This window comes from Pseudomonas sp. MPB26, from assembly GCF_046605355.1.
In the GTDB taxonomy this organism is placed as follows: domain Bacteria; phylum Pseudomonadota; class Gammaproteobacteria; order Pseudomonadales; family Pseudomonadaceae; genus Aquipseudomonas; species Aquipseudomonas cedrina.
Genome location: NZ_CP176793.1, coordinates 5,462,905 through 5,485,458, shown reverse-complemented (window position 1 = coordinate 5,485,458; position 22,554 = coordinate 5,462,905). Strand labels below are relative to the sequence as shown.

General features: G+C 60.4%; 20 protein-coding genes. 8 read left to right on the top strand and 12 right to left on the bottom strand.

Translation table 11 applies throughout. From position 1 onward, the window contains the following. Positions 1-15: 15 nt before the first annotated feature. The 7 genes from ribD to ACLH0H_RS25000 all read right to left on the bottom strand — a co-directional run bounded on the left by ribD (position 16) and on the right by ACLH0H_RS25000 (position 7,170). Positions 16-1,119, bottom strand: coding sequence for a bifunctional diaminohydroxyphosphoribosylaminopyrimidine deaminase/5-amino-6-(5-phosphoribosylamino)uracil reductase RibD (gene ribD, locus ACLH0H_RS25030; protein WP_411380088.1), 1,104 nt, complete (start codon positions 1,117-1,119; stop codon positions 16-18). Then, on the bottom strand, positions 1,116-1,772 hold the full coding sequence (locus ACLH0H_RS25025; RefSeq protein WP_057722505.1) for an SAM-dependent methyltransferase: 657 nt from the start codon (positions 1,770-1,772) through the stop codon (positions 1,116-1,118). Before ACLH0H_RS25025 ends, ribD begins: the two co-directional genes overlap by 4 nt. A 17-nt stretch (positions 1,773-1,789) precedes the next feature. Beyond that, a complete protein-coding gene (locus tag ACLH0H_RS25020) occupies positions 1,790-3,478 on the bottom strand; it encodes a WD40 repeat domain-containing protein (RefSeq protein ID WP_411380087.1) in 1,689 nt (562 codons plus the stop codon). A 28-nt stretch (positions 3,479-3,506) separates the two neighbouring features. Beyond that, positions 3,507-4,103 (bottom strand): GTP cyclohydrolase II RibA, encoded by a 597-nt coding sequence (gene ribA, locus ACLH0H_RS25015; protein WP_057722507.1) that lies wholly within the window; start codon positions 4,101-4,103, stop codon positions 3,507-3,509. A 10-nt stretch (positions 4,104-4,113) separates the two neighbouring features. Next, positions 4,114-5,145, bottom strand: coding sequence for a formylglycine-generating enzyme family protein (locus tag ACLH0H_RS25010; protein ID WP_411380086.1), 1,032 nt, complete (start codon positions 5,143-5,145; stop codon positions 4,114-4,116). 76 nt (positions 5,146-5,221) lie between these two features. Beyond that, the gene (locus tag ACLH0H_RS25005) at positions 5,222-6,115 is read right to left on the bottom strand and encodes a VOC family protein (protein ID WP_411380085.1); all 894 of its coding nucleotides are present in this window, start codon (positions 6,113-6,115) and stop codon (positions 5,222-5,224) included. Beyond that, positions 6,115-7,170: a methyltransferase gene (locus tag ACLH0H_RS25000; RefSeq protein WP_411380084.1), complete on the bottom strand. Its 1,056-nt coding sequence runs from the start codon at positions 7,168-7,170 to the stop codon at positions 6,115-6,117. Before ACLH0H_RS25000 ends, ACLH0H_RS25005 begins: the two co-directional genes overlap by 1 nt. Before the next feature lie 341 nt (positions 7,171-7,511). Between ACLH0H_RS25000 and ACLH0H_RS24995 the strand changes: the two genes are divergently transcribed. Together ACLH0H_RS24995 and ACLH0H_RS24990 are read left to right on the top strand one after the other, a co-directional pair. Next, the gene (locus ACLH0H_RS24995; protein WP_411380083.1) at positions 7,512-8,165 is read left to right on the top strand and encodes a helix-turn-helix transcriptional regulator; all 654 of its coding nucleotides are present in this window, start codon (positions 7,512-7,514) and stop codon (positions 8,163-8,165) included. A gap of 36 nt (positions 8,166-8,201) precedes the next feature. After that, the gene (locus ACLH0H_RS24990; RefSeq protein WP_411380082.1) at positions 8,202-8,939 is read left to right on the top strand and encodes a nitroreductase family protein; all 738 of its coding nucleotides are present in this window, start codon (positions 8,202-8,204) and stop codon (positions 8,937-8,939) included. On the opposite strand, the gene ACLH0H_RS24985 is transcribed toward ACLH0H_RS24990, so the two are convergent. The 5 genes from ACLH0H_RS24985 to ACLH0H_RS24965 all read right to left on the bottom strand — a co-directional run bounded on the left by ACLH0H_RS24985 (position 8,906) and on the right by ACLH0H_RS24965 (position 16,676). Beyond that, positions 8,906-10,348: an efflux transporter outer membrane subunit gene (locus ACLH0H_RS24985; RefSeq protein WP_411380081.1), complete on the bottom strand. Its 1,443-nt coding sequence runs from the start codon at positions 10,346-10,348 to the stop codon at positions 8,906-8,908. The two genes, ACLH0H_RS24990 and ACLH0H_RS24985, sit on opposite strands and share 34 nt — an antisense overlap. Continuing rightward, positions 10,345-13,428 (bottom strand): MexW/MexI family multidrug efflux RND transporter permease subunit, encoded by a 3,084-nt coding sequence (locus tag ACLH0H_RS24980; RefSeq protein WP_411380080.1) that lies wholly within the window; start codon positions 13,426-13,428, stop codon positions 10,345-10,347. The genes ACLH0H_RS24985 and ACLH0H_RS24980 overlap by 4 nt, the downstream gene beginning before the upstream one ends. Positions 13,429-13,449: 21 nt before the next feature. Further along, on the bottom strand, positions 13,450-14,556 hold the full coding sequence (locus ACLH0H_RS24975) for an efflux RND transporter periplasmic adaptor subunit (protein WP_411380079.1): 1,107 nt from the start codon (positions 14,554-14,556) through the stop codon (positions 13,450-13,452). A 36-nt stretch (positions 14,557-14,592) separates the two neighbouring features. After that, positions 14,593-15,093, bottom strand: a complete 501-nt coding sequence (locus tag ACLH0H_RS24970) for a DUF2165 family protein (RefSeq protein WP_411380078.1) — start codon at positions 15,091-15,093, stop codon at positions 14,593-14,595. Between the two features lie 161 nt (positions 15,094-15,254). Continuing rightward, positions 15,255-16,676, bottom strand: coding sequence for an MFS transporter (locus tag ACLH0H_RS24965; RefSeq protein ID WP_411380077.1), 1,422 nt, complete (start codon positions 16,674-16,676; stop codon positions 15,255-15,257). Between the two features lie 900 nt (positions 16,677-17,576). On the opposite strand from ACLH0H_RS24965, the gene ACLH0H_RS24960 reads away from it, so the two are divergent. The 6 genes from ACLH0H_RS24960 (at position 17,577) to ACLH0H_RS24935 (ending at position 22,498) form a co-directional block, all read left to right on the top strand. Continuing rightward, on the top strand, positions 17,577-18,200 hold the full coding sequence (locus tag ACLH0H_RS24960) for a chemotaxis protein CheB (RefSeq protein ID WP_411380076.1): 624 nt from the start codon (positions 17,577-17,579) through the stop codon (positions 18,198-18,200). Further along, positions 18,200-18,892 (top strand): DUF421 domain-containing protein, encoded by a 693-nt coding sequence (locus ACLH0H_RS24955; RefSeq protein ID WP_411380075.1) that lies wholly within the window; start codon positions 18,200-18,202, stop codon positions 18,890-18,892. Before ACLH0H_RS24960 ends, ACLH0H_RS24955 begins: the two co-directional genes overlap by 1 nt. 77 nt (positions 18,893-18,969) lie before the next feature. Next, on the top strand, positions 18,970-19,347 hold the full coding sequence (locus tag ACLH0H_RS24950) for a hypothetical protein (RefSeq protein WP_411380074.1): 378 nt from the start codon (positions 18,970-18,972) through the stop codon (positions 19,345-19,347). Between the two features lie 131 nt (positions 19,348-19,478). Then, complete coding sequence (locus ACLH0H_RS24945) at positions 19,479-19,613, top strand: hypothetical protein (RefSeq protein ID WP_411380073.1); 135 nt, start codon at positions 19,479-19,481, stop codon at positions 19,611-19,613. A gap of 337 nt (positions 19,614-19,950) precedes the next feature. Continuing rightward, positions 19,951-20,961: a zinc-binding alcohol dehydrogenase family protein gene (locus ACLH0H_RS24940; protein ID WP_411380072.1), complete on the top strand. Its 1,011-nt coding sequence runs from the start codon at positions 19,951-19,953 to the stop codon at positions 20,959-20,961. A gap of 10 nt (positions 20,962-20,971) precedes the next feature. Next, positions 20,972-22,498 (top strand): UxaA family hydrolase, encoded by a 1,527-nt coding sequence (locus ACLH0H_RS24935; protein ID WP_411380071.1) that lies wholly within the window; start codon positions 20,972-20,974, stop codon positions 22,496-22,498. Positions 22,499-22,554: the final 56 nt, after the last annotated feature.

The following is a 22,554-nucleotide window of genomic DNA, read 5'->3' as shown; positions in this document are numbered from 1 at the left end:
CGCGCGTGGGAACGATCACGCCAGGGCGCTGACCGGCCGCAATCGCACCCGGATGTCCGCTCCCACCAGGCATTGCTCGATGATCGACAACTGTTGCGCCTGCCCCAGATCGGTCAAGCCATCCAGCGCCAGCAACGGCCGTGCATCCCTGCCCAGGAACATCGGGGCGATGTAGACCAGCCATTCATCCACCAGGCCTGCCGCCGCAAAGGCGCCACACAATACCGGGCCGGCCTCGAGCTGGACCTCGTTGCACCCCTCCTCAGCCAGGACCGTCATGACCTGCCGCAGATCAAGCCCTTCGCCGTCCAGCCCGACCTGCCGGAAACGCACACCCGCAGGTGGCGGGTGCAACGGCTGTGCGCCGGGCCCATGAAACACCAGGGCCGGTGCCGCGCCATCCAGCACATGGGCATTGGCATCGCCCTTGAGGTGCTGGTCGAGAACCACCCGCAGCGGCGCGGAAAACGCCGTGTGTGGGTCGGGCAGGCGCACCGTCAGGCGCGGGTTGTCTGCCAGCAGCGTACCGCTGCCGGTGAGCACGGCGCAGGCCCGGGCGCGCCACACTTGCACATCGTCCCGGGCCTCGGGCGAGGTGATCCATTTGGATTGCCCGTTACCCAGGGCCGTGCGACCGTCCAGGCTCATGGCCAGTTTGATCCGCAACCAAGGCCGCTTGCGCTCGGTACGCGAGAAAAACCCCTGGTTCAACTCGCGCGCCTCCGGGCACGGCAGGTGTTCGACCAGCACCCCCGCCGCCTCAAGCCGCTCAACACCATGATGCTCATGCTGAGAGCGGTCGACACTGGCGATCACCACCCGCGCCACGCCGGCCTTGATCAACGCGTCGGCACAGGGCGGCGTGCGCCCATGACCGCCGCACGGCTCCAGGGTGACATAGGCGGTGGCGCCCCGTGCATCGACGCCCGCCTCGCGCAACGCATTGACTTCGGCGTGAGCCTGCCCCGCCCACTCGTGCCAGCCCTGGCCAAGCAGCAGGTCGCCCTTGGCGATCACGCAACCGACCCGGGGATTCGGCGCCGTGGTAAAGGCGCCCCGGTCAGCCAGTTTCAGGGCGAGCCGCATGAAGTGCATGTCGCGCGCCAGCGCCAGGCTCATGTGCGAACCAGCGCCAACAGGTACACCGCCTCACCGTGCTGACGCTCGATCACCACCAGGTCCTGCCAAGTGAAACCAAACGCTTCCAGGGTGTCGCGCACACCCTGTTCGGTGAAGAAATAACCTTGACGCTGGTTATCCATCTCGCGCCAGCCCGGCTCCGGGTTGCTCGCGTCGACACCGAAGACGTTGAGCCCAATCAGCGCGCCAGGGCGCGCGTACTGGCGGATATTGGCCAGGTAACGGCTCCACTCATCCGGATGCTGGTGATGGAAGCAGCCATTGTCGAGTACGCCGTCAAACACCTCCCCGGCCGGTGGCTGCCAATCCTGCAGGGCGCTGCACACCAGGCTGAGACGCTCGCCCCAGCGTTTGCGCAGCAGCGGCCAGCTGGAATTTTCGACGATGTCCAGGCCGGTCACCCGGTGCCCTGCCAGGATAAATTCCGAGGCATCTCGTGCACGGCCAACGCCCACGTCGAGGATGTGCTGGTCCGGCGTCGGCCCCAGTGCCTCGAGGAAAACCCGGGCGGCCTTGGCCATACCGATGTCCCAGGACCACTCATCTTCACCATGGCTGTAGCGGTGGACAAATGAAGTGTCGAGTGCCCGGCGGTACGTCGATACGTCCATGAATTGCGCTTGCTTGCTCATATCAGGCAGTCCTTGGGTCAAGAGGCGCGACGGGTGGCGATCCCGTAGATCTGTCCATCGTAGGAACTGGCCAGGAAATCATCGCTGGCCGTGCTGTGGGTGATGCAGGAGATGCCACTGGCCGTGGGACGCTGTACTTGCTGCCAGGAACGGCTGGGCAAGTCGAACAGCGCGATGGTGCCGCTATAGTTCGCAGTGGCAATCACTTCCCCGTCGGCCGAGGCACAAATGCACTTGATGGAATTGCGGTGCGGCGTGTCATAGACCTCGTCACCGGACTCCAGCCACAGGCGCAGCTTCAGGTCGCGACCAATGCTGGCGAAACCGCCGTCGACCCGGCAGCAACCGTTGGAGATACGCGTGTGGGCATTTTCGATATGCCGTGCGCAACTGAAGTCGCTGATGGTGTGCAGGGCGGCGGCGGCCGAGGCGCATACGCTGAACAGGTGATGCTCGTTGGCCGCCACGCCTTTGATCGCGTTGTCGTGCATCGGGATCGACGCCACCAGGTCCAGGGTGTTATCGCCAGCGATGATAAACACCAGGCCTTCGCCGGTGTAGGTTCCGATCAGTGCATGAAGTTGGCCATTGCGCTGGAACGTCGTGCCGCAATTGAGCGGCGAGCGATGTTGATACAACAGGCGCCCGCTGAGGGCATCGAACACCTGGCCCATCTGCCCGCCGGTCAGCAGCAGCGGGCCGAACGGCAGCAGGAAGTTGCACAGGCTGCCGACACCGCTCACGGGCTGGTTATCGCGAAACAGCAAGCCCGCGTCACCGATGCTGTATTGCCCGCCGTCGGTGGTCACCACGGCGTTGATGCTCACCGCCGGCTGGATGCCGTCCACCGCCCACTGATCGTGTTCATAATCCCAGGTGGCGTAGCGCGAGCCGAAGGTGGCGAACACCAAGGCATCACTGCCGACGAACGCACAGCTGCGTGGCCAGACGATGCTCGGCAAATTGGTGCTGCGCAGGCGCTCCAGCTGGGTGCCATCGAAGCGCCAGAGGATCGCCAGGCGGTCATAACTCAAAGTGACCAGCAGCTGTTTTTCATCATTCCAGACGATGCGCTTGATCCCGGCATCGTGGGCCGGAATGGAGCGGATATCGCCCCCATGGATGATCGAGATGCGCCCCTCGTCGTCACCGGCAAACACCACGCCGGCGCGGGTAATGGCGACGGTATCGGTTTCGACGCCGCCGATGTCGACTTCATCGCATTGCTCGAAGGTGGTGGTGTCCCACTGGCGCACCGTGCCGTCGTCGCTGCTGGAAATCAGGCGCTTGCCATCCGGCGACCAGACCACGGAAATCACGTCGGCCTGATGCCCGCGGCAGGTGCCCTTGAGGTTGCCGTCGAGGTCGAAGAGGCGCAGTTGATGATCGCGCGAGCAGGTCGCGATTGACGCACCGTCCGGTGAGAACACCGCCATTTCCACGTCGTCGTCATGCCCCGACAGCACGGCTTTGAGGCGCATGCTCGGCACTTCCCAAACGCGGGCGGTGTAGTCACTGCTGGCACTCACCAGGTACTTGCCATCGGCGCTGAACGCGCACTGGTTGGCTAAGTGGTCATGGCTGACACGGTGGATCGAATGCCCGGTATGGGCATTCCACAAAATGACTTGGTTGTCGTAACCGGCGGTGGCGATGAACTCACCAGCATGGGCGGCGACGCCGCTGATAGGGCCTATGTGTCTCATGGAAAAGTCCTTTTCCTGGGGAATGAAATCAAAGCTTGATGGTGTGGCTCGACTTACTGACTTTTGATCGCAGGTAGTTGTGGTTCTGCTTGGTCAGGAACACCCCGGTCGGCACTGAACTGACCACGTCGATCCCGCCGTCGCGCAGTTGCTTGACCTTGTCCGGGTTGTTGGTCAGGAGCCGGCAGCGATGTACATCCAGGGCACGCAGCATGGCGACCGCCGGGGCGAAACTGCGCGAGTCTTCCGGGTGGTTGAGCTTCAGGTTGGCCTCGTAGGTGTCCATACCGGCGTCTTGCAGCAGGTAGGTTTCAAACTTCGAATACAGGCCGATACCGCGACCCTCCTGGCGCAGGTAGATCAGGTAGCCGCCTTCGGCATCAAGCGCTTTCAAGGCTTCCTGTAACTGCGGGCCGCAATCGCAGCGTTGGGAGCCGAATACATCACCGGTAATGCATTCGGAATGCACGCGCACCAGGGGCACATCGGCATCGGGCTCACCGGCCTTGACGGCAAAGTGTTCATTGTTCTTGTCAAAGCCCTTGAACCCGAAGAAGTGGGCGTTGACGGAGCCGCCAAGAATGGAGATGGGAACTTGCGTATGGAGCGTTACTGGAGTGTCCATGACTAAGCCTCTATGCGTGTGGGACGTTCTGGTCAACGTTGTTTTCTACCAAACGGAATCCCATGACATAGATGGGTCTTGGATAACGTCCATGTCGGCGCTGATTGCGCGCAAGATCCCTGAAGCGGGTGAAACTGCCTCCACGGGCTACCCGGTGCCGACCGACATCCAGCACCAGGTCATCGTTGATCTCAGGCCCGCCCGGATAGGCCCGATAATCGTCGGCAACGTACTCTTCCACGTTGCCGGCCATGTCCAGCGCGCCAAACATCGAGGCGCCTTCGAGGAACACCCCGACAGGTGTCGACGCGAGCAACCCCAACTCAATGGTGTTGGCGTACTCGACATTGAATGTTTCGCCCCAGGGAAACTGGGAGCGCTGCGGCCCTGCCGCGGCGTATTCCCACTGCGCCTCGCTGGGCAGTGCGAAGGCGCGCCCGGTGCGCCGGCTCAGCCATTGGACATAGGCGTCGGCATCGACGTCGCTGACGCTGTACACCGGATGGTTGGCCTGGTGCTGGGGAAAGCGCCCAAAGGCCCAGCCGGTAGGCAAGAACGGATAACCAGTATCCAGCAGGAAGGCGCGGTATTCGCTATTGGTCACCGGGTAGCGACCGATGCGAAAGCTCGCCAGGCTGACCCGATGGTTGGGGGTTTCCTTCTCGATCCAACTGCGGTCCAGGCCCAGCCCGGCGTAGGCGGTCATGACCGCATCGACGCGCTGCGGCTCCAGGCCGATCTCGACCTGGGCAGCGGGAACGTCGCACATGGCTGGGCTGAAGACGTCGATACGCGGGTCGCCCTTGCAACCCAGCACTTCACCGGCGGCGATACGCCGCACCAGGGGTTCGGCAAGCGACTCGACCACCCGCAGCAGTTGCTCGATAGGCGCGCTCATCAACTGTCCGGTAGCGTCGGCGATTTGCCGGGTCAGTTCATATTCGACGTAAGCCTGCGGGTAGCCCATCAATACCCGATCAGACACGTTCTTTGGCAAAGGGCTCGGTAGCGTCGGCCAATGCCAACCGTATTGATTCGTCATAGGTACACCTTTTTTTCGAGCGAACACGTCCCCGACCGAGCGCGAAACCGCTCGGCGTGTGTGGGTCAGTCAGGTATCAGAGTCGGTCGAGCAGCAACCTTCGATTGGTCTCGATCATCTCGACTTCGGTGGAATACACCTCAACCACCAAGCCATCGGGGTCTTCGAAATACACCGCCGTGCGAACGTTGTCCGGGCCGCGGTGATAACCCGGCGCAGGGCCATTGCCCTTGACCAGGGTGATGTTGTCGTCGGCAGCCACCTTGTCGGCGATGCGCTTGACGTCGTCCGGCAGCGCACGAATGCCGATGTGGTAGCCCGGCGGGTAGACAAAGTCGGGATTGTGTTCGATGAAGAAGTCGAACCCGTTCAACTCCATCACCACTTTGCGCGGCCCCAGGTTGTAGCAATAGTGGGCGCCGAAGATGTCGCGATAGAACGCCTGGGAGGCTTCCAGGTTACGGGTGAGGATGTTGATATGGGTGAGTTGCGGACGCTGGGATTCCAGCGCGGCAGCCTCGATGGATACGCCTTCCAGGGAGCGCCACATTTTGATCGCGGCGGCGAATTTGGAAAAACCGGCCAGCCAGTTTTTTACCGTCTCCGGGGATACGCCTGCGTCAGTGATCGCCAGGCCATGGGGGTAAATGAAACAGGCCGCGTGTTGCAGCAATGTCGCGCTCAGCGGATCGCCGGCAGCTTGCCCGGCGCGGCCTTCGGTAAGGCGCACGACGCCGACGGCCTTGTTGTGATAATCATCCGCCAATTGCGCGAGCCGAGTATTCAGGGTGTCGAGGCTGTCTGCCGCTGACACCAGCAGGATAAACCCGTCGGCCTGCGGTAACTGCGCGCCCTCCACGGCCGCGCACACTTCAAAACCGGCCGCTTTCGCGCAGGTGTTCAACGGTTCGAGAACCCCGTTCAGACGTGTCGCCGTGTTGGGGCTGTACAAGGTAATAAAGCGCAGCATCAGGCGACCCTCCCCTCGTTACGGCGACCCACCAACAGGCTGTAGCGTCCGATAGGCTCCTGGACCACCTCAAAGCCCTGGGAGACCATCTGCTCGGCAATCCATCGGGTGGGATGCAGTTCGCCGTGCACCGTGTTGACCATCATGTGCAAGGAGAAATCCGCCGACAGCGCCGGATGAATTTCGTCGTCTTCCAAGGTCATGCTCAGCACCAGCAGCGAACCGCCGTCGTTGACCAACTGTGCAGCCGAGCGGATCAGCGTGCTGGTTTCTTCGCGGTTAAAATAATGCAGGCAGTCATTGACCATGATTACGTCGGCGCTTTCACCTTCGTAACGGGCCAGGTCCAGCAGGTTACGTTCCTTGAACGTCAGTCGCCCCGCCAACTGGTACTTCTCGATGGTGCTTTCGGCAGACTGGCGCGTAGCGGCCAGGTCCCAGATTTCACCCTGGACCTGGGGGTGGCGCCGAGCGATTTCAGCGATGTAGGTGCCGTGGCCACCGGCCAGGTCGATGACCTTGCTGGCCGTATCGAACACTGGCAATTCCTTGAGCACATCGACCATGGGCTGACTGAAACGCACCATCGCATCGTTGAAGGCATCACGCGCAGCAATGTCGTGCTTGAAGCGATTCTCTTGCTGGAAATCCATGGACTTGGCGCTGCTCAGGATTTCCCCGAGGCGCGGCCAGTTCTGCCACTGCAAGCGCTGGTGAGCAATGATCGGGCCGATGAACTCGGCGCTGCGGCTGACCAGGAAACGCTCGGCCAAGGGCAGGTTGGTATAGGTGTCGGCGAATTTTTTCAACAGGCCCAGGGCAACCAGGCCATTGAGAAAGATCTTGGCCTTGTTGGACACCCAGCCCAATTGCTGGCTGATTGCGTCGGCGGTAGCCGGGCGGGTGGTTTGATCGAAGAGGTGCTGCGCTACAGCGAAATGAAGGATGGCGGATTGTCGATACTGGTCGGAGAGTTTGACCAGGTCGACCACGCTGGACAGAGCGGTTACTTCATCAGCGTGCTCATAGATGGTCGTAGGCTTTTGCGCATTCATACAGATTCTCTTCCTTGGAGGTTTTGTGTTCACCGGCGTCGGCAAGCGATCAGTGCTTTGGACGTAGCGTGTTTTCTAACGGTCCGGAGTCGTGTGCAAATGAATGTTTACGAGCAGCTTCCAAAAAGCTAGCTACGATCCTAGTCGTAAGTCCTACAAAAGCAAGGCAAACCTTTTATAATTATTTGTTCTTTATAATTTATTATTAATTACTTTTATTTGTTATTTTCCTGAGCGGCAAAAATGACTATGCTCATGTCCAATACCCCTTACGCAATGGATGGCGCCAAAGGTCGACGAACTCCAGTGATGCCCTCACTCCTCATGGTTACACGCGATTTATGACCTCCAAACCTGCCGACGATACCCAGCCATCCACCGCTGAACGCATCCTGTTTTTGCTCAAGACCCGTGGCCCGTTGAAAACCACCGAACTGGCTTCCCTGCTGGAACTCACGTTTGAGGCAGCCCGGCAACAAATCCAGAAGTTGCAGGCATCGGAGTTGATCCTCGGCGTTTCTGCACCCACTTCCGGGGCCGGCCGCCCTTCGTTGAAGTGGGCTCTGACGGACACTGCTCACAACAAATTCCCCGATTCCCACAGCGTGCTGACCCTGCACCTGATCGAATCCATCGAGGGGGTTTTCGGCAGTGACGGCATCGAGAAAATCATCACCAGCATGGAAGCGACCAATCGCCAGGAGTACGTTCAGGCGTGTTCGCAAGCCTCGTCCCTGGAAGAGAAAGTCGCCATCCTGGTGCGCATCCGCGAACTCGCCGGCTATATGGCGCATATGGAACCCGCGGGTGAAGGTTGGCTGCTGATCGAAAACCATTGCCCGATCTGTGCCGCCGCGCGCAAATGCCAGGGTTTCTGCCGCTCGGAGTTGCAGATATTTCGTGCAGCCATGGGCGAAGACACGCTTGTCGAACGTTGCGAACACCTGATCTCCGGCGACCGGCGTTGCGTCTATAACATCCAACCGCGCGCCTGACCGCCCCCACTCCAACCGCCCTAAAGGAATAAGGCCATGACCCCGACCATCGACTTGCTCGCCAGCCACCGCAGCGACCGCAGCTTCCAATCCACGCCCGTCAGCGACGAACACCTGGATGCCATCTTGCGGGCCGGCCACCTGGCACCGACGTCATTCAATGCCCAGCATATTTCCGTGGTGGTCGTGCGCGATGCGAACACCCGCCAGCGCATTGCGGCGGTCGCGGGCGGCCAACCCTGGATCGTGTCGGCGCCGGTGTTTATCACGCTGGTGGTGGACTTCCACAAGACCGCCGTCGGTGCCGGGCTCAATGGCCAGCAACAGCAGATCCAGCGGCACTTGGAAGGGCTGATCGCCGCCAGCACCGATGGCGGCATTATCCTCAGCACCCTGATGATCGCCGCGCGTTCATTGGGGTTGGGCGTGGTGCCGGTGGGCGGCATTCGTGCCAACGCCGAGGCGATGATCGAACTGCTCGGGCTGCCCGAGCAGACCTTCGCCCTGTGCGGCCTGGCCCTGGGCCATGTGCACGAGCCGGCGGCGCAGAAACCGCGCATGGGCATCGAGGCCTTCCGTCACGACGAGCGCTACAACCGCGCCGCGCTGGCACCGGCGATCAGTGCGTATGACCAGCACCTGATGCGCCATTGGCAGATCATTGGCCGTGCGGACGGCCAGTCCTGGTCAAGCACCGTGGGCCGCACGTACGCACGCAACTACCGGCCCGACCTCAAGGCTCAATTGCTGGCCAATGGTTTGTCCGCTGATTGAGCCTGAGCCGCACCGCCACTGCCCCAGCCCAGCGCCTTGTATAGCGCGATGGCGTTGAGGTAGGACGCTGTCTCGGCGTCGGCCACGTCCTTCTTGATCAGGAAAAACGCGCGCTGGTTTTCCAGCACCGCCATGTAGGTGCCCGAACCGCTGCGGTAGCGTTTGCTGGCGATGTCGATCGCGTGCTCGGCATGTGTGGCGGACGCCAGCAACGCGCCCAGGCGGGTCTGGTCCTGCGCCAGGCGCATCAGTGCATTTTCCACATCTTCCTGGGCCTTGAGCAGCGACTGTTGATAGCGCGCCAGGGCACCTTCGGCCTGGGCCTGGGAACCGCGCAGGCGTGCGCGCACGTTGCCCAGGCGAAGCGCCGGCCAGCCCACCGACGGCGCCAGCTCATAAGCCCGCGATGCGCTGCCCAGGTCGCCGCCGCGCAGGGCGAAGAAGCCAATGAAACCGCCCAGGTTCAGGCGTGGGTACAAGTCGGCCGTGGCGACGCCGACGTCTTCGGTGCTGGCAGCCAGCAGGCGTTCGGCGCTGACTACATCCGGACGATTGCGGATCAATTGGTCGACATCGCCCAAGGGCAGTTGCCGGGCCAGGGGCGCAAGGAAATGCGCCTTGGTCAAGGCCTGCTGTTGACGCGGTGGTTGGCCGGTCAAAACGTCCACTCGATAACCGGTTTCCTGGATCCGTGTCAACAACGGTGGAATCGCCGCCTCACTGAGCAGCAGGTTGGCATGGGCGTTTTGCTGATCCTCGAATTGGCCGCTGCCGGCGCGCACCTGAGCGCTGGTCAGCGTGAGCGTTTCGCGCCAGGCACTGACCTGGGCCTGGGCCACCTCCAGACTGCGGCTCAAGCCTTGCTGCTCGTAGTAATAACGCGCCACGTCGGCAGCGATGCTCAACTGCATCAGCGCCAGGTCCGCCTGGGCCGACTGCGAGCGCGCCATGGCCGAGGCCGTCAGGCGCTGCAACCGCCCGAACACATCAATCTCCCATTGCACATCAAAGCCGGCGCGATAGGTCTGTGACAGCATCCGCTCGGGTGGCCCACCGTCGAACGGCAACTGCTGCTCCAGGCTGCGGCCATAGGCGGTACGGGCAGTGACGCCGGGATACTGGTCGAGCCGGCGATCATCAAACACCGCGCGGGAAGCCAGCAAGTTGGCCTGTGCCTGACGGATGTCATGGTTATGCGCCAGCGCCGTGTCGATCAGGCGATCGAGTTCGGCGTCGTCAAAAAACGACCACCACTGGGCCTGCACCGGCGCCTGTTGGGCGAACAAGGCCTTTTGTGCAGTGACCAGGCTGATCGGTGGGGTCGTGGGCTTTTCGTAATGCGGCCCGACCATGCAGCCGTTGAGCAGCGTCAGCGCCAGCACGGTGGTGACAGTTTTGCCGGGCTTCATGGTTTGCTCCTCAGGGTTTGCGCCAGGGACTGGGCCCGTGGGGTCGAGGCCGCCACTGAATGCTTGCGGGCCAGCAGGGTGTAGACCGTCGGCAGCACGAACAGGGTGAAGCAGGTACCGATCAGCATGCCCGATACAATCACCACCCCCAGACCGTAGCGGCTGTTGGCCCCGGCCCCCGAGGCGAACAGCAACGGTATCAGGCCGACCACCATGGCCGCCGTCGTCATCAGGATCGGCCGTAAACGAATCTGCGCGGCCTTGCGTATCGCCTCGCAACGGTCGAGGTGTTCCTGGGCCTGCAGGGCGTTGGCGAACTCGACCATCAGGATGCCGTGCTTGCTGATCAGCCCGATCAGGGTCACCAGGCCAATCTGGGTGTAGATATTGATCGTGGCGTAGCCCAGCGCCAGGGGAATCAGCGCGCCGCTGATGGACAGCGGCACGGTGATCAGGATGATCAGCGGGTCCATCAGGCTTTCGTACTGCGCCGCGAGTACCAGGTAGATCACGATCACCGCCGCCAGGAAAGCCAGCAGCAGCGCATTGCCTTCCTGGGTGTATTGCCGCGCATCGGATTGCCAGTCGTAGCTGAACCCCACGGGCAGCTCGGCGGTGACGCCTTCCAGGAACGCCACGGCGTCGCCCAGAGTGATCCCGGCCGCCGGCACCCCCTGGAAGGTCGCGGCGTTCTGCTGGTTGAACTGGGTCAGCTTGTTGGGTTCGACGTGCTCGGACACCTGGATCACCGTCGACAGCGGAATCAGTGTGCCGTCTTCCGTGCGCACATACTGGCGGGTCAGGGCTTCGGGCGTCAGTCGCTCACTGCCCGGGCTCTGGGCAATCACATCATAGGAACGGCCCTCCAGGCCAAAGCGGTTGAGGTAGTTTTCCCCCACCAGCACCGCCAACGATTCGCCGATGTCCCGCATGCGGATCCCCAGGCTGTTGGCCTTGGCCCGGTCCACCCGCACCTGTACCACCGGGTTGTTGTAGTCCAGGTCACTGTCGACCACGGCGAACAATCCACTGTCGCGGGCCTTCTGCTTGATCTGCTCCATGGTTTCGTACAGCACGCGGTAATCCTGGGAGCTGCGCAGCACCAGTTGCACCGGCAGGCCACCGGTGGAGCCCGGCAAGGCCGGCAGTTGGAAGGCAAAGATGCTGGTGCCTTCCACGTCGTTGGTGGCCGCTTGCAGGTCGACCTGGATCTGCGCGGCGGTGCGCTCGCGCTCGCCCCACAGCGTCAGGTTGATGCCGCCAATGCTCGAGGCGATGCCGTCGCTGCCATTAATGATCCAGGTGCTGACGGTTTCCGGCAGCCGCCCGTAGACCTCATTCAGCTTGGCGGAAAAGCGCTCGACGTATTCCAGGTTGGCATGTTGCGGCGCCTTGATCGCAGTGAGCAGCCCCGCCTGGTCCTCGGTGGGCGCCAGCTCCCGCTGCGGCAACTGGTACAACCACGGCAGGCTGATCATCACCAGCAAGGCAAACAGCCCGCTGAGCCAGCGATGCCGCAGCGACAGGTCCAGCACCTTGGCATAACGCAATGCCAGACCGTCAAAGACGCGGTTGGCCAGGTGTGCCATGCGCCCTTCCGATTGCTTGGACTGCAGCAGGAACGAACTCATGACCGGCGACAACGTCAGCGCCACCACGCCGGACACGATCACCGCGCCGGCCAGGGTCAGGGCGAACTCACGAAACAACGCCCCCGTGAGGCCGCCCATCATGCCGATAGGCGCATACACCGCCGCCAGGGTAATGGTCATGGCGATCACCGGGCCCGCCACTTCACGCGCACCGACCAGAGCGGCCGCCACCGGGGTCTTGCCCTCCTCTATATGCCGGTGCACGTTTTCCACCACCACAATCGCATCGTCCACCACCAGCCCCACGGCCAGCACCATCGCCAACAGCGTCAACAGGTTGAGACTGAAACCGAACGCCAGCATCAGCGCCGCGGCGCCCAGCATCGACAAGGGGATGGTCACCACCGGAATCAGTACCGTGCGCAACGACCCCAGGCACAGGTAGATGACAATCACCACGATCAGCAAGGCCTCGAGCAGGGTCTTCATCACTTCGTCGATGGAGGTCTGGATAAAGCGCGCGGTTTCAAACGCCAGCTCGGCCTTGACGTCCGGCGGCAGGGTCTTGCGCACGTCCGGCAGGAGCTTCTTGATACCGTCGACGATCACCAGCGGGTTGCCGCCGGGTGTCGGGAACAATCCCAGGTGCACGGCCGAAACGCCGTCCATGGTGGCGCTGGTTTCGCTGGACGCCGCGCCCAGCTCCACGGTGCCGACATCCTTCAGGCGCACCAGGCCGTTGCCATCGTTGCGCAGCACCAAATCGCGAAATTCATTGACGTTGGTCAGGTCGGTATTGACCCGCAGGTTGGCGACCACAAACAGGCCTTTGACCTTGCCCGGCGCCGCCTGGTAGTTGTTGCGGCGCACCGCGTCGGCCACATCGGCGGCGGTCAGGCCGCGAGCGGCCAGCCGTGCGGGGTCGATCCACAGGCGCATCGCCAGGGTTTGCCCGCCGAACACCTGGACCTTGGCCACGCCCTCGATGGTGCTCATCACCGGCTCCACCACCCGTGCCAGGTAATCGGTCAAGGCCGGGGTCGACAGGGTCGGGCTGGAGAACCCGATATAGGCCACCGCCGTCGACTCGCCGGACGAGCGCTCGATCACCGGGTCATAAGCCTGCTCCGGCAGCCGGAAACGCACCTGGTTGACCTTGGCCATGACTTCCGTGAGCGCCTGGGTCGAGTCACGGTTGAGCTCCATGCGCACCGTGACCACGCTGCGCCCCTGCACCGACGAACTCGACAGGTAATCCACGCCCTCCACCGACGACACCGCCTGGGCAATCGGTTGCGTGACGAAGCCCTGCATCAGGTCTGACGAAGCGCCGGGGTATTCAGTGGTCACGGTGATGGTGGAGCTTTCCAGCATCGGGTACTGGCGAATCGGCAACTGCAGCAAGGACATGACCCCCAGCAGCAGGATCAGAATACTGACGACGAGCGCAAGCACCGGCCGCCGAACGAAAATATCGGTGAAAGTCATGAGCGTTCTCTGGACGAAGAATCAGATGCCCGTCACAGGCGGTTTGGACGCAGGCAGGACCAGGGTGTCATCGGTCGGCTGCACCGCCATGCCGTCACTGAGCTTGAGTTGCCCGGAGGTCACCACCTGGTCACCCTCTTGCAGGCCTTCCTGGATCTGGACCCAACCGTCCTGGCGCTGGCCGATTTTCACCGCCACCCGCTTGACCACCAGCGCGGCCCCCTTATCCGGGCGGGCGAGAAAAACGGTATCGCCATAGGCGGTGTAGGCCACCGCCGTTTCCGGCACGGTCAGGACATCGGCCACTTCGGTATCGGCCACTTTGACACTGGCGTACATGCCAGGCTTGAGGGTGGCCTCCGATCTGTCCAGGGTGGCCTGTACCTGCACCGTACGCGAGCGGCCGATCATCGGGTCAACGGCACTGATCCACGCCTTGAACACCCGGTCAGGGTAGGCGTCGATCAGCACGCCCACGGTTTGCCCGACGGCCAGGCGGCGGCTGAGCTGCTCCTCCAGGGAAAAATTGACATAGAGGACCTGGGTGTTGACCAGACTTACGATGCGGTCGCCGACATTGAGGTACTGCCCTTCGTTGACCTGGCGAATGCCGAGCACTCCGGCGAAGGGTGCGCGGATAGTCTTCTGGGCAATCAGTTCCTGGACTTTTTTCAACTCGCCCTGAGCCATGTCATGGGCGGCCCGGGCGTTGTCGAGCTGTTCCTGGGTCGCAGCGTTTTCCCTGACCAGGCCGGTCACCCGCTTGCGAATGATCCCGGCATTGCGCACCTGGGCCTGCAGCCGCAGCTGCTCGGCCTGCTCCGGACCATCGTTGAGTTTGACCAGCACCTCGCCAGCCTTGACCTGGCGGCCCGACTCGAAGTTGATCAAGGTGACCCGCCCGCCGACCTCGGCGGAAACCTGCACCTGGGAAGCCGCTTCCAGCTCACCGACGCCGGCGAAATACACATTGGCCGGGCGTAATTGCACCACCCCCAGCGCGACCTTGGTCAACGCGCCGGCCGGGGCATCGGCAGGCTGGGCCTGGGATGGCGCGCGCGACATCATCACCACCGCAATGACCGCCACCGGAATCAACACCAGGCTGGTTATCTTCTTCTTGTTCATGGACGTCCTTATCACGATGAGAGTGTTACGCGCGGTTCACAGCCAGCTGTGGTTGAACAGGAAGAAGGCCAACACCGCCCAGATCGACAGCACCAGGTGAGTCAACTGCAAACCCTCTTGGCGAATCCAGTAGCCGAACCATAAGCCCCCCAGCAGCATGGCGAAGACAAACGCCGAAAACGCGCTGAGGGCGAGGTTGAGCCAGGGCCGTGCCGACAACAGGCCGTCGCCGAGGATCAACTGGTAGCTGCCGGTCCAGGCCGCCAGAGCAGCAACCAATTGCAGGGCCAGCACTATCAGCAGGGCCAGTTGGTGCAAACGGGGTGAGCGTACGGCCCGCACCAACAAGGGAATGTCGATGGCAGGAGTCTGGCGCAACGGCTCCATGGCCATGGTCGCGCCCACCGCGCCTACCGAGCTGCGAAACGCTTGCCAGTTGTTAAGCACCGCGATGCTCAGCCACAGGCTCACGCCAACGGCCTGTACGCCCAGGAACACTGACATCGAGTGACCTAGTAACCATGCCTCCACAGTCATTCAAACCTCCGTATTTGCCGAAAGGGAAATCCAGCCTCAGGTATATACACAAGACATTGCTTGGATAATACATGGTGTGTGGTTGGAAGGCCAATGCGAAAGTGTCAGTAGCGTCGAGGCCTCATCGTTGATTATTCAGTCGATCTCTGCGCGAAGCACCGTCAAGCCGGGCCAAACGTCGGTTGCTCGGTCTTGCTTCGAATGACCGGCCCGACCGTGACAAAGAGCAGCACCGACAGCGCGGCGTATACACCAAAGAGCCAGGCCGCAGCACTGGACGCGCCGGCAACCCCACCGGGCGAAGAGAACCCGCTCAGGTTTACGATCATGCCGGCCAATGCCGCGCCGATGGCCGTGGCGATCAATTGGACAGTGGTGATCGACGCACCCGCCAATTCCTTTTCATCCTCGGACACGCTCTCCAGTACGCGAGTCAGCAAATGCGGCCACGCCAGGCCAATCCCGAGGCCAATCACCAGCATCCCGACACACACACCTGCCACGTTGATGGTCGAAGGCCCCGAGCGCGGCACGAAGATAAACGCCACGATTAGCCCTGCGACAATGCAGAACGGTGCGATGCCAATCGCGCGGGTCGCTGAATCGGGCTTCAACCCAGAACTGTACAGCGCGCCCAACGTCCAGCCTGCCGCCATTAGCGCGCTGATGTAACCGGCCAGCAGCGGTGTCTGAAGGTGCAGTATTTGCAGAAAATACGGCACGAAGACTTCGCTGGTCATGCCTATCACCATCAAGCTCATGGAGAAATACAACGGCAGCAATGCATTGCGGGCCGTCATCGCGCCCTTGGGCAACAACCGCAAGGTCGCACGCACTTCCACTTGGTAGACGAAATACAGAAGCAACAGACCGACCGCCAGGCCCAGGACGCTATACAGCGCATCCGGTTTGATACTGCCTACCGAAATCGCCAGCACCACGCCACTCAACAGCACCAGCTGCGCCATCGGAACTCCGACATGTCGAGGTGCCTCGACGCTTTTCTTCGGTAGCAGCGACCAGGCCAACAACATGAACAACGCAGTGACCGGAATGAGCGCAAAAAAGGCTGCGCGCCAAGCGTCGTACTCCGCGAAAATGCCGCCCACCGCCGGCCCGATCAGCGTTGCCGCTCCCCACATGCCAGAGATCAATGCCATCGCCCGCGGCCACAATGGCTCGGCAAATACCAGGCGGATCATGGCGTATGGCAGCGCGAACAATAACCCCCCACCCAGCCCTTGAATCGTCCGGCCGAGAATCATGACCGCCATGTTCGGCGACAGGCTGCACACCGCGCAGCCGATGGCGAAGATCACTCCTGCCCAGACATAGGCAGCCCTGGGGCCCAATCCTGCCAGGCATTTGGTCGACAGCACCGAGCCGATGATCGAGGCCACCACGAACAAGGTGGTGTTCCAGGCGTAATAGTCGAGGCCGCCGATGTCGGCGACCACTGAAGGCAGAATCGTCGTCACCAAGTAGACATTGATCGCGTGAAGCGCAACGCCTCCTGCCAATGCCGCGGAGCGCAATCCATTTTTCCCGAGGAGCAATGCTGACCAACCTGTCGAAGATGTCATCCTGATACACCCAGTCTGATTAACGTTAGGCCAGTCTATTTCAAAGGATAATACTTGCGTAATTATTTGCCCACTAGCCCACTATCTGACCCCTGCAGTTCTGTCGCCAACGGGGACTCGCCCACCGGGGCGCAAACGCAACCGCAGATCTGCAGGCATGGCCATTAGCCCCAACCTGGCCATCGAGGCGATTCGGTTGGACGATGTCAACTTACTGATTGTGACGGGAGGTCCGATCTGGAAAACAGACAAGGCGCCCGCCTCTCTCTCCTGTCCAGCTGTCGTTCGTTGATGATTGCGGCGTGACGCCCCGGATAGGCAAATGAGCGCTGATTGCAACTTGGATCTGTTGGTCAAGGAAGAATGCTGCCGAACCTAAACCAGGAAATGAGTTAAAAGGTTTGCTCCTTTATAGAGTGAATCGTTGGCTCTCAAGACTAAGCCTGCTTGCTGGCCGAGTGTGAAAATACCGTTTTTTGTCATGCTAAGAATCATCGTCACCAAATTAAGATGTTGCTTCGCATACGCTCCCTGCCCAAGGGCTATAGTGTGCGACTCTCTGCGAGCATATTTCACAAACTTTGTTCTAACGCGTTTTTCGGCCTGGCTAAGCATATGGATAAAACCCTGAAAAAATATGTACTGCCCCTCAGTTATATGCGCCTTTAGGGTGTATAGCAATAAGGCAATATTCCATATAAGCCGCAATACGATCCGCCGCAAGAACGCTGAACGCCTGGCAAGGCATGCCCATCGTTCATTCCAGCGCTTTAATTGAGCGCGCACTGTAGACGTCCCAGGCTGAATCGCTAAACTCGGTGGCATGGAATCAACCGGCCCCTTTCTTGATCGCCGCGCTAGGTACCAAGACGACCGAAAAGCCCTCAAGCAGGAGAGAAAATGATGTCAGACACTAGTGTCCAATACAGAGACATCATTGTTATCGGCGGGTCAGAGGGAAGTATTGAACCATTGAAAGAAATACTCCGTGGTCTGCCAGCGCAATTCCCTGCGGCAATTTTGATCGTTTTGCATACTCACTCTTCAAGCCCAAAAATGATGGCGACCATTCTTCAACAATCCTCATTCATGCCGGTAGCTTATGGCGAACATGGCGACGCTATCCTGCCTGGCCGTGTCTACCTGGCTCCGCCCGACAAACACCTCGAGGTTTCGGCTTCTGGCCTGGTTTTTTTAAGTGACGGGCCGAAAGTGAATTTCAGCAGGCCAGCAGTCGACCGTCTGTTTCAGACCGCTGCTGAAGTCTTCGGCCCCCGAGTGATCAGCGTGATCCTGTCCGGCAATGGGGCTGATGGAGCGCACGGAGCGATTGCCATTGGGACGGCGGGTGGCTTGAACCTCGTTCAAGACCCGAACGATGCTAACGTAGCAAGTATGCCTGCTGAAGCCATCGTCAAGGACGACCCGGACGTCTTGGTCAACGCTGAAGCACTGGCAACCATTCTGGTTCACGCAGTCAGGCGTTCTTTCAGGCCGATTGTTCTAAATTCACAGAGGCAATGATGTCCCCCTTCGATCTCCAGCGGATGTTGATAGATGAATTCCCTCTGTCGTTTTTGTTAGAGGTTGGCTTGCGAGCAACCTTTGCCTTTTTTGCTGTTTTTCTATTCTTAAAGTCAAGCGGTAGGCGTGGCATAAGACAGCTATCACTCTTTGAGCTAGTCGTTATTCTGACGCTGGGCTCCGCTGCCGGGGACGTGTCTTTCTACCACGACGTTCCGCTGTTGCCGGTCGCCATGGTTTTTCTAACGCTCCTGCTCCTTTATCGCACTACCGTGCTGATCATGACGAAGAGCAAGACATTTGAAGCCTGGATAGATGGTTTGCCTGTGACTGTTATCAGCGAGGGCCAATACGAGCTCAAATCGCTGGACAAACTGAATATTTCATCGAGCGAACTGCTGATGGAGTTACGGCAACAAGGCGTTGAACACCTGGGCCAGGTGAGGTTGGGGCTAGTGGAGACTGACGGCGATATCAGCCTTTATTTCTATGACCAGGAAGATCTACGGCCTGGGTTATCCGTCCTCCCGGTGGAGCACCGTCCAGAGTTCAAGACAGCACCGACTTCTGCGCTCTATTGCTGCGTGAATTGCGGTTTCACTGTGCATCTTCAGGAAGAACAAGGTGCGCATTGCCTGCGATGCGATCAGGACGTCTGGTCAACAGCGCTAAGCAGCCGAAGATGCAGGTGAGGGTATTGATACCACCGCTCTCCCGCCACTTGGCACTGCCTCCCCTCTAGCACATTGATCGAAGAGCAACGCCAATAATGAAAAATCAGGCACCCTGCTACGTGCTGTTTACGGTAATGCTTTCAATGTTCTGCCAACCCGTCCTGGCATCATCCTGGCAAATCTGCAGGATGGAGTTGCGTATTACCGGTACCGTGACAAAACCGTTTCCACAGTTGCAGGCCGAGATCCTCAAAGTGAGCGCAAAGACGGCCACTGTGATCTGCCCGGAACAAGGCGCGACTATCCTGTTTACGCCGGAAACTTCGGACTACCAGGCTGTGCTTCCGCGCCGGACCTGGCCTAAAAAAGGGCACGTGGTGCGCGTTGATTACCGCTACCTGGATGGCATCTGTAAAGGCGACGGCAAGGACTACCCTTGCCGCATCAAGCACTACCCTCTGCCGGGCCACTGAATGTTGAAACAGCCCCCCATAAATCCAATGAAAAGCACCGTGTATCAATCGTCCACGTAGAAATTTTGAATTAGCCAGTTGCCCGCCCGGTCAAGAATTATGAACGCGGTAAATCTGACGAGGTGACAGCAATGACTATCCAGGCAGAGACACTCGTACAACTGACCGAAGCACTGCAAGAGCGCGGGATGAAACTGGTTTCAGATGTCCATTTCACCCGTGCGCCCTATCGGCACAACCATCTGTGGATCTGTACCGTCGAGTAATGATGCACTCTGCCGACGGCCTGGCCCACTGGCCGCCGTTGGCACCACCTCCCTTCTTTCCACCCGCCACCCTTGGCAGGCACTGGCCTGTACTGCCCCGTTCGCTCCCGCGACACATTTAAACTGGTCAGTCCAAAATTCATTTATTAACAATTGGTATTGCCAATATCGCATCCGGCGCGTAGGTTTTCAGTTCTGATCACTCGGGCGGGCATGTGTCCGCCTACAACAAAAAAGAGATCGCCTGAATGTATGCACCCCATCGCCCGCCGTTCGCTCGCTTCCCTCTTGTGCTCATCGCCACCTGTCGCGTGGCTCCCCACAAAGGAGCTTCAATATGCTGACTGTCATCTGTAACGAACCCGGTTCGTTAACCGCCGTAGAGCGTGAAAAACCGGCCAGGAAGCCCGGCGAAATCCTTATCCGCATCAAGCGCGTCGGGGTCTGTGGCACCGATCTGCATATTTTCACCGGCAATCAGCCCTACCTCGACTACCCGCGGGTGATGGGGCACGAGTTCTCCGGGGTAGTGGAAGAAGCTGACAGCGCCAGCGACCTCAAAAGTGGCGATGTCGTCTACGTGATGCCCTATCTTTCCTGCGGAACATGCATCGCCTGCCGCCAGGGCAAGACCAACTGCTGCACGCGTATCCAGGTGCTGGGGGTTCATTGCGACGGGGCCTTCACCGAATACCTGAGCATTCCCCAGGCATTCGTTCACAAGGCGGTGGGCGTGTCACTCGATCAGGCCGCGATGATCGAATTCCTGTCTATCGGCGCTCATGCCGTACGGCGTTCAAATGTACAGGCGGATAAACGTGCGCTGGTGGTCGGCACCGGCCCGATCGGCATGGCGGCGGCGATTTTCGCCAGTCTGCGTGGCGCGCGGGTCACCGTTCTGGATACGCGCGATGATCGCCTGGCATTCTGCAAGGAACACCTGCAGATTCTCGCGGCGGTGAAAATCGGCGAAGGCGACAAGGAATTGCTTGCGGAACTGACCGAGGGTGACTTTTTCGACGTGGTGTTCGATGCCACCGGCAATGCCCGGGCCATGGAGCGTGGGTTTGAGTTCATCGCGCACGGCGGCACCTATGTGATGATTTCGGTGGTTCGCGATTCCATCACGTTCTCCGACCCCGAATTCCACAAACGCGAAGCCACGTTGATGGGCAGCCGCAACGCCACCCACGAAGACTTCCATTATGTAGAGCAATGCTTGCGCAACGGCTTGATTCCGCACGCCGCCCTCAATACCCATCGACTGACGCTCAGCGATGTCCCCAGCGCGTTCGCCACATTGCTCGACCCCAAACAAGGCGTCGTCAAAGCAATCATCGAGTGTTAGGAGAGACCTGATGAGTGACAGTCAGTCCTTGCTGGTGTTGACACCCGGCGACCATGTTGCCGTGGCTCGAGGCGATATCGCCGCAGGCCAACACCTCAGCGCCGACGGTATCGCGCTGATCGCCCGGCAACCGATTCCATCCGGCCACAAGATCGCCCTGCGTGCAGTGTTGGCCGGCCAACAGGTGCTCAAGTACGGCCAAACCATAGGCTTGGCCACTCGCGGCATCGAACCCGGTGATTACGTCCATGTACACAACCTGGACATGCCCGCCACCAACGCCGAACACAGCGTGCAGAACCGCTATGTGCCCACGGTGTTCAGCCATGAACCGGCGACCTTCGAGGGGTTTGTCCGCGATGATGGGCGCGTCGGCACACGCAATTACATCGGTGTTATTTCCAGCGTTAACTGCTCGGCAACCGTCTGCAAACACATCGCCAATGCGTTCTCTGCCGAGCGCCTGAAAGACTTCCCCCACGTCGATGGCGTTGTCGCAATTACCCATGGCAGCGGTTGTGGCATGGGGGCGAAAGGTGAAGGGATCGATATCCTCAAACGGACCTTGCGCGGCTACGCCGATCACCCCAATTTTGCCGGTGTGTTATTGATCGGCCTGGGCTGTGAGGTCAACCAACTGACGCCTTTGATGAATGAACTGGGGGATCGCTCAGCCACGCTCAAGGCCAGTCTGATTATTCAGGAAGCGGGCGGTACTCGCGAAGCCGTACAACGGGGCATCGCGCACATTGAAGCGATGCTGCCCATCATCAATAGTTTGCGGCGTACCACCGTTGCGGCCAGCCACCTCAGCGTGGGTTTGCAATGCGGCGGCTCGGATGGTTACTCAGGCATCACCGCGAACCCGGCACTCGGGGCGGCGGTGGACCGGCTTGTGCGGCACGGCGGCAGTGCCATTCTTTCGGAAACGCCAGAAATCTATGGCGCTGAACACCTCTTGACGGCACGCGCCGTCTCGGCCGAGGTGTCGGCAAAGTTGATGGCGCGCATCCATTGGTGGGAAGCCTACGTACGCCACCATGACGGTGACATGAACAACAACCCCTCCCCTGGCAACAAGGCCGGGGGCATTACCACCATTCTGGAAAAATCCCTTGGCGCCGTGGCGAAAGCCGGCACCACCGGGTTAATGGGCGTCTATCACTACGCCCAAACGATCGATACCCACGGACTGGTATTCATGGACACGCCTGGCTACGACCCCGTGTCAGCCACCGGCCAGGTAGCGGGAGGCGCGAATCTCATCTGCTTTACCACAGGCCGTGGCTCGACCTACGGGTGCAAACCCACTCCCTCTTTAAAAATTGCTACCAACACCCGCCTGTTCCATCGCATGGAACTGGATATGGACTTCAATGCCGGCGGTATTGTCGATGGCCTGGAATCGGTGGCGCAGGCCGGTGAACGGCTGTTTCAATTGATGCTCGACACCGCCTCCGGACGCCCCACGTGCAGCGAAGAAAACGGCTTGGGCGACAACGAGTTCCTGCCCTGGCAGATGGGCGCGGTGATGTGAAACGAACAGCCACTCACCCGAGCTATGGTAGCCTTCGCAAACTTCCTGATGGACGC

Bases quoted from the DNA above. Each gene is read 5' to 3' on its own strand.
- ACLH0H_RS24975 (WP_411380079.1), bottom strand. From the start codon at position 14,556: ATGAACAAGAAGAAGATAACCAGCCTGGTGTTGATTCCGGTGGCGGTC.
- ACLH0H_RS24950 (WP_411380074.1), top strand. From the start codon at position 18,970: ATGAAAAATCAGGCACCCTGCTACGTGCTGTTTACGGTAATGCTTTCA.
- ACLH0H_RS24955 (WP_411380075.1), top strand. From the start codon at position 18,200: ATGTCCCCCTTCGATCTCCAGCGGATGTTGATAGATGAATTCCCTCTG.
- ACLH0H_RS24995 (WP_411380083.1), top strand. From the start codon at position 7,512: ATGACCTCCAAACCTGCCGACGATACCCAGCCATCCACCGCTGAACGC.
- ACLH0H_RS24990 (WP_411380082.1), top strand. From the start codon at position 8,202: ATGACCCCGACCATCGACTTGCTCGCCAGCCACCGCAGCGACCGCAGC.
- ACLH0H_RS24945 (WP_411380073.1), top strand. From the start codon at position 19,479: ATGACTATCCAGGCAGAGACACTCGTACAACTGACCGAAGCACTGCAA.
- ACLH0H_RS24960 (WP_411380076.1), top strand. From the start codon at position 17,577: ATGATGTCAGACACTAGTGTCCAATACAGAGACATCATTGTTATCGGC.
- ribA (WP_057722507.1), bottom strand. From the start codon at position 4,103: ATGGACACTCCAGTAACGCTCCATACGCAAGTTCCCATCTCCATTCTT.
- ribD (WP_411380088.1), bottom strand. From the start codon at position 1,119: ATGAGCCTGGCGCTGGCGCGCGACATGCACTTCATGCGGCTCGCCCTG.
- ACLH0H_RS25020 (WP_411380087.1), bottom strand. From the start codon at position 3,478: ATGAGACACATAGGCCCTATCAGCGGCGTCGCCGCCCATGCTGGTGAG.
- ACLH0H_RS24970 (WP_411380078.1), bottom strand. From the start codon at position 15,093: ATGACTGTGGAGGCATGGTTACTAGGTCACTCGATGTCAGTGTTCCTG.
- ACLH0H_RS25000 (WP_411380084.1), bottom strand. From the start codon at position 7,170: ATGAATGCGCAAAAGCCTACGACCATCTATGAGCACGCTGATGAAGTA.
- ACLH0H_RS24935 (WP_411380071.1), top strand. From the start codon at position 20,972: ATGAGTGACAGTCAGTCCTTGCTGGTGTTGACACCCGGCGACCATGTT.
- ACLH0H_RS25005 (WP_411380085.1), bottom strand. From the start codon at position 6,115: ATGCTGCGCTTTATTACCTTGTACAGCCCCAACACGGCGACACGTCTG.
- ACLH0H_RS25010 (WP_411380086.1), bottom strand. From the start codon at position 5,145: ATGACGAATCAATACGGTTGGCATTGGCCGACGCTACCGAGCCCTTTG.
- ACLH0H_RS25025 (WP_057722505.1), bottom strand. From the start codon at position 1,772: ATGAGCAAGCAAGCGCAATTCATGGACGTATCGACGTACCGCCGGGCA.
- ACLH0H_RS24980 (WP_411380080.1), bottom strand. From the start codon at position 13,428: ATGACTTTCACCGATATTTTCGTTCGGCGGCCGGTGCTTGCGCTCGTC.
- ACLH0H_RS24985 (WP_411380081.1), bottom strand. From the start codon at position 10,348: ATGAAGCCCGGCAAAACTGTCACCACCGTGCTGGCGCTGACGCTGCTC.
- ACLH0H_RS24940 (WP_411380072.1), top strand. From the start codon at position 19,951: ATGCTGACTGTCATCTGTAACGAACCCGGTTCGTTAACCGCCGTAGAG.
- ACLH0H_RS24965 (WP_411380077.1), bottom strand. From the start codon at position 16,676: ATGACATCTTCGACAGGTTGGTCAGCATTGCTCCTCGGGAAAAATGGA.